Genomic DNA, 4,908 nt, shown 5'->3' on the forward strand with positions numbered 1-4,908 from the left:
GTATTGGAGTTGGTGGTAAAGAGATAAAAACTACTGATGTTAATGGTGTCATTTTTAATGAGAGTGAAGGGATATATTATATAAATAGTGAACCCGTTAAGAGAGTATGGGTGGAGTATAATTAAAAGGAATTAAGAGTTTTACTTAATAAGTACTTAATTTAACTTAAGCTATAATCACGAACCTTTCAAGAAGGTGCACATGTTTATTCTTTAGATAAATTGTCGATTTATGTGAAGATTCAACGTGTCGTTGGTCTGTGGTGTGTTGTCGAATACGTGCCGAATAATGTTAATGCATAAATAACGATGGTTTAAAAAGTTGCAGCTTTTTAATCCAATACTAAAAAGCCTCGTTTCTCCTTGTGAGAGCGGGGCTTTTTTTTTACCTATACCGTGATTATAGAGGATTGGAAACGCCCTGTGCCATGTCGAACCAGGAAGCTAAGCATTTCATCGCTGAGAGTACTGCACTTTACTAGTGTGGGAGGGTAAGTCATTGCGGAAGTTAGTAAAGGAAAGCCATCATGATGCATTATAAAAACATTATTCGACTAATATTGATAGTTTGTAAAATCGTCGGTCAATTTATTGATTAATTACAAACTCATGAGTTAGACTCTCATTATAAAAAGTCTTTCCTTCCGTTCCTGCAAGTTCGGAAGGTTATTCTTACTTACATAATACCAATATATAAATTTTAGGAAAGCGTGTAGTTACAATCAATGTAAAAACTAAAAGGTTTTTACATGAGTGCATCACACAACTTAGAGCTAATCAACAAAGCGTTTAGTGAAATGGAACGCTATGAAGATGAATGGCTCGATATTGAGCGAATTTACAAAGCTAAATATACTGAGAAATACAAAAAGAAATTACGCAAGAAAAAACGTAGTGATCTTTACGTTCCACTTTCACGAAACACAGTAGATATAATCCACGCTATTATAATAACCTCTTTTTTAGCTGATGGTTTTCCAATAGAGATAAACCCAACAGGACTAAAAAACAAACACGATACAAAACTAAAAAATGCTCTCATAGTGGTAGCTAAAAAAAGATGGGAGCAGTGGAAACCTCTTGTTGGACTCTCTAAAGCTATACTTAGTGCAGTTACTTTTCCTTTGGGCATTGTGTCTTTAGCTTATGATAAAAACTCACAAACTGCAAAAACTAAACAAATTCCCATAAACAATATTTCATTTGATTATGAAGCTACTGACATAAATGACGTGCAGTACATGTGTAACAAATGGAAAGAATCAAAAAAAGCTATATGGGACAAAATAGAATCACAAATATACCCTATGAAAAAAGCTGAAAAAACAAAACTTTTTCCAAGAGGACTTGATAGTGCTTTGTATGAGAGAGTAGAAATAAAAGATATTTATCATAAAAGAATTACTCAGGGGTTAGTTACTTGGGAACTTTTCTCTTACTGTGATGGTGTGCTTTTAAGAAAAGCTATGTTCAAAAAAAGCCCTTTTCATTATGGTTATACAGTAGAAAAAATACCTACTTTAGACAAAAGTGAGCGTGATCAAGAAGTTTTAGTATATGGCTCTTGTGTCATAGATAAACTTCGTGCCATTCAAGAAGAGTACAACATAAAACGAAATCAAAAAATAGATTTAATTGAAGAGGCAATAGACCCTAGCTATGCTATCAATACTGAAAATGGTGTAGTCAATACAAACGACATTAAGAACAGAGAGAAGTTCATAAAAGTAAAAGCTGGTATGGGCAAAAGCATAGGAGATGTCATACAACGTTTTGACCCAACAGGAACGTATGCTCTTAGTGAAGATATAGAAATACTTGATAGAGACCATAGTCGTGCAGGAGGTGTTAACTCTATTTTAGAGGGTGAAACTGGTCCAGCCGATAGACGTGCTGCATCTGCTCTCACTACTGTAAATGCAAATTCTAGCATGAGAATAGAGACTATGGTTATAACTCTTTTGCCTATGCTTCAAAGCTATGCCGATAGCTTTATAGACATTGTTTACCGTCATACTAGTGATGAAGATTTTATAAATCTTACTGAAGATGAGAACATCTTGGAAGTGGTAGGTAACTATGGAAGACGAAAAGCTCTTAAAGCTGATGTTAGTGTGAACTTTGGAACGACTATAAGTAAAAATGTAAAAGTTAGTGAGCTTAGTTCACTACTTCAAATGTTGTTGCAAAATCAAAACTCAAATCCTGACAAAATAAATGAGATTCTCAATGAAGTGCTTACTCTAATACGTGGAGAAAATGCAGATACTGAAAATACTTTTGTTGAGCCTGATGAACAACCCCAACCAACACCTGAAGAGATAGAACGTGAAGTTGCTATGAGTGGAGGTGTGTGATATATAAAGTTTAGGAAAGCGATAGTCTAAAATAAAGGTAAATAAAAAAGGAGATGCAATGCAGATGAAAACGAATTATGAAAACTTAGGTGTTATCACAAAGCAGTTACCAAGCAAGCTTTTTGAAACTGACAAAGGCTTAAAAATAGATGGTACACACACAGTTGGAAGTCAACTTGTAAGAGAAAAAACAGGTAAAAAAAAGGTGCATGTTTTTGAAGCTAAAGAGTGGAGAGAAATGCCAAAAAATAAAGTAGAGTTTGAAAAAAGAGAAGCACCTCTTGCTGAAAATCCTGAAAATAAAAAAGATGAGGATAACCATGATGCATAAACATGGTTTTATGCCAGTACTTTTTTCATTATTTTTTGGATTTATGTTTCTAGGCATAGTTGAAGATGATGGTGCAGGTAGTGGTGAAGATGACAACAATGATGTTGGTGACGAGAACATTGATGATGAAAATCTTGATGATGGTAAAAAAGACAAAGATAAGCCAAAAGATAAAAAAGATGAATCTCCAGCCAGTGCTTTGAGTGATGAAGACAGAGAAGCCCTAGAAGAGTTAAAAACAAGTAAAGCTCTTACATCTATAACTAATGGTATTAAAAAAAGACATCCTGAGTTCGATTCATCTGCTATGGACAAAATTGTAACTCATTTAAAAGAGATGGATACAAAAGACAAAGGCAGCGGACAGGAACTTTTCAATGCAGCAGGGATTGAGCTTACTTACTTAAATGAGTTTAAAAATGCTAGTGAAGATGACCCTGCTTTTGAGGGTGGACGTGGTGGTAGAGAAACTAGCTTAGAAGAGCTGACTACTAAAGTAAAAAATGGCAATGCAAATCCACATGAGCGTGAAGCATTGTTTTTAAAACTAAGTTAAAGAGGTAAAAGATGGCAAGTGGAATAGTAACAACTGAAAAAGCTTTTGGAAAAGAAGCTACGGTTTTAGGAAGAACCATAACAGAGATAGGGGTAAAAGAAGCACCCTTTTTGAGTTTAATTACAGCAAGTGCTCCTGAAAGCAGAAAAGGAAAAGCAGCAGCTGGACACACATGGTTTTATGATGTAGCACCTGAAGGTGATGAAGATAATGCTCATTTAGAGGGTGGAGTTCCTGCAGAATCTGAATACTTTGTAGGTTCTCAACTTTTAAATCACTTTCAGATTGTAAAAAATGCATATGGAGTAAGTGAGAGTGAAGATGCTGGTGAAAACATTGAGGGTAAAAAGTCTTTAGCAAAACAGCTAGATAAAACTCAAACTAAGCATATAAGAACTTTAGAAAAGATTCTACTTTCAGATACAGCTCCAGTACAAAGAACTAAAACAGTTGCTGGTAGAAGTGGAGGACTTTTTCACTTTGCAACTGTAAATAACACTTTGACAATTTCTAATCTTGCTCTTGATTGGAATCTTTTTAGAGAAGCTTTAAAAATGGGCTTTCTAAATGGTGTGACAATGTCTAATATCATGATGGGAGATTTTCAAAAAGATAGATTAGATGACATTATATTTTCTAAATCTCAATCAAAAATGAGTGATAACAAAATTGAAAACAATGTAACTACTATTGGGCAGACTCCTTACGGAAATAATCTTAAAATTCATTTAAGTCCTGATTTAGCAGCTGATGAAATACTTTTTTGTCGTCCTAATTTGATTCATAAGGTAGATTGGAGAGCTATGAAAAACCATAACCTCCTAACTAGTAATGATGCGATTGAAAAAGAGTTAAGAAGTGAGTTTACTTTAAGAGTTGATAATCCTTTTGCGTTTATCAGACTTAAGGGTTTAAAAATTTCATAAAGGAAAACAGATGACACTAGCTGAGTTTAAAAAACTTATAAGCCTCAATCTTAGAGGTGATGTAAAAGTAGACGAATTAATAGCTGATGGTACTTTTAGGCTAGTGCTTGGTATGGCATATGAGAGAGTGTTAAGCTCTCCCATAACGCTTTATGAATACATGGAAATAGATTATCGCACTTTTAAAACATATAAAAGAATAGACAAAAAGTACTTTGTTAGAACTTTTAATGCCCCACTTGCAGATGAAGATAGCATGGATTTTGTAAATCCTAAGCTATTAAACGCATTGGTTTACACATGCACATCTCTACTCTCATTTGATTATAAAACTCAAGTGAGATTTTGGAATATGGCACTAAGAGAGCTAAGTGAGTATGAGTTAGATTGTTACAATAGTGAGGCTAAAACTATAGAAGATAGTTTGAAATCTTTGGGCTTTTATAAACCATACAATATAGATGACAGTCTCGTAACTGATAGATTCGTATGGGAAGAGTCTTTTTTAAAAATACTTGGGCTTTACTTAATAGATCAAACAGTTGAGCTAGATTCTTCATATAGAAAATTTGTAGATGATTTTATGAAATATCAAGATGATGAGTTAAGTAGAGATGACTTAATAGAGCTTGATAAGTTAATGATAAGGAGAATAGATGGATAAGTTTAGAGATTTAATGGCAAAGTTAGTAAAAAATTTACCTGCCATAAAAGAGGCAAGTATACTTTTTAATGAAGA

General features: G+C 33.9%; 5 protein-coding genes and 1 rRNA gene. All 6 read left to right on the forward strand.

Annotated features, from left to right (window positions below):
- The first annotated feature begins 391 nt into the window (after positions 1 to 391).
- The 6 genes from rrf (at position 392) to QZZ48_RS14010 (ending at position 4,833) form a co-directional block, all read left to right on the forward strand.
- A 5S ribosomal RNA gene (rrf, locus tag QZZ48_RS13985) occupies positions 392 to 507 on the forward strand.
- A 241-nt stretch (positions 508 to 748) separates the two neighbouring features.
- Positions 749 to 2,356, forward strand: coding sequence for a hypothetical protein (locus tag QZZ48_RS13990; RefSeq protein WP_294966873.1), 1,608 nt, complete (start codon positions 749 to 751; stop codon positions 2,354 to 2,356).
- A gap of 58 nt (positions 2,357 to 2,414) precedes the next feature.
- Complete coding sequence (locus tag QZZ48_RS13995) at positions 2,415 to 2,687, forward strand: hypothetical protein (protein WP_294966874.1); 273 nt, start codon at positions 2,415 to 2,417, stop codon at positions 2,685 to 2,687.
- Positions 2,677 to 3,243: a hypothetical protein gene (locus QZZ48_RS14000; RefSeq protein WP_294966875.1), complete on the forward strand. Its 567-nt coding sequence runs from the start codon at positions 2,677 to 2,679 to the stop codon at positions 3,241 to 3,243. Before QZZ48_RS13995 ends, QZZ48_RS14000 begins: the two co-directional genes overlap by 11 nt.
- Positions 3,244 to 3,254: 11 nt before the next feature.
- Positions 3,255 to 4,169, forward strand: coding sequence for a DUF5309 family protein (locus QZZ48_RS14005; protein WP_294966876.1), 915 nt, complete (start codon positions 3,255 to 3,257; stop codon positions 4,167 to 4,169).
- A gap of 10 nt (positions 4,170 to 4,179) precedes the next feature.
- Positions 4,180 to 4,833, forward strand: a complete 654-nt coding sequence (locus tag QZZ48_RS14010) for a hypothetical protein (RefSeq protein ID WP_294966877.1) — start codon at positions 4,180 to 4,182, stop codon at positions 4,831 to 4,833.
- The last annotated feature ends 75 nt before the right edge of the window (positions 4,834 to 4,908 follow it).

The sequence above is a fragment of the Sulfurimonas sp. genome, from assembly GCF_016744025.1.
Taxonomy (GTDB): Bacteria; Campylobacterota; Campylobacteria; order Campylobacterales; family Sulfurimonadaceae; genus Sulfurimonas.

Bases quoted from the DNA above. Each gene is read 5' to 3' on its own strand.
- QZZ48_RS13990 (WP_294966873.1), top strand. From the start codon at position 749: ATGAGTGCATCACACAACTTAGAGCTAATCAACAAAGCGTTTAGTGAA.
- QZZ48_RS13995 (WP_294966874.1), top strand. From the start codon at position 2,415: ATGCAGATGAAAACGAATTATGAAAACTTAGGTGTTATCACAAAGCAG.
- QZZ48_RS14000 (WP_294966875.1), top strand. From the start codon at position 2,677: ATGATGCATAAACATGGTTTTATGCCAGTACTTTTTTCATTATTTTTT.
- QZZ48_RS14005 (WP_294966876.1), top strand. From the start codon at position 3,255: ATGGCAAGTGGAATAGTAACAACTGAAAAAGCTTTTGGAAAAGAAGCT.
- QZZ48_RS14010 (WP_294966877.1), top strand. From the start codon at position 4,180: ATGACACTAGCTGAGTTTAAAAAACTTATAAGCCTCAATCTTAGAGGT.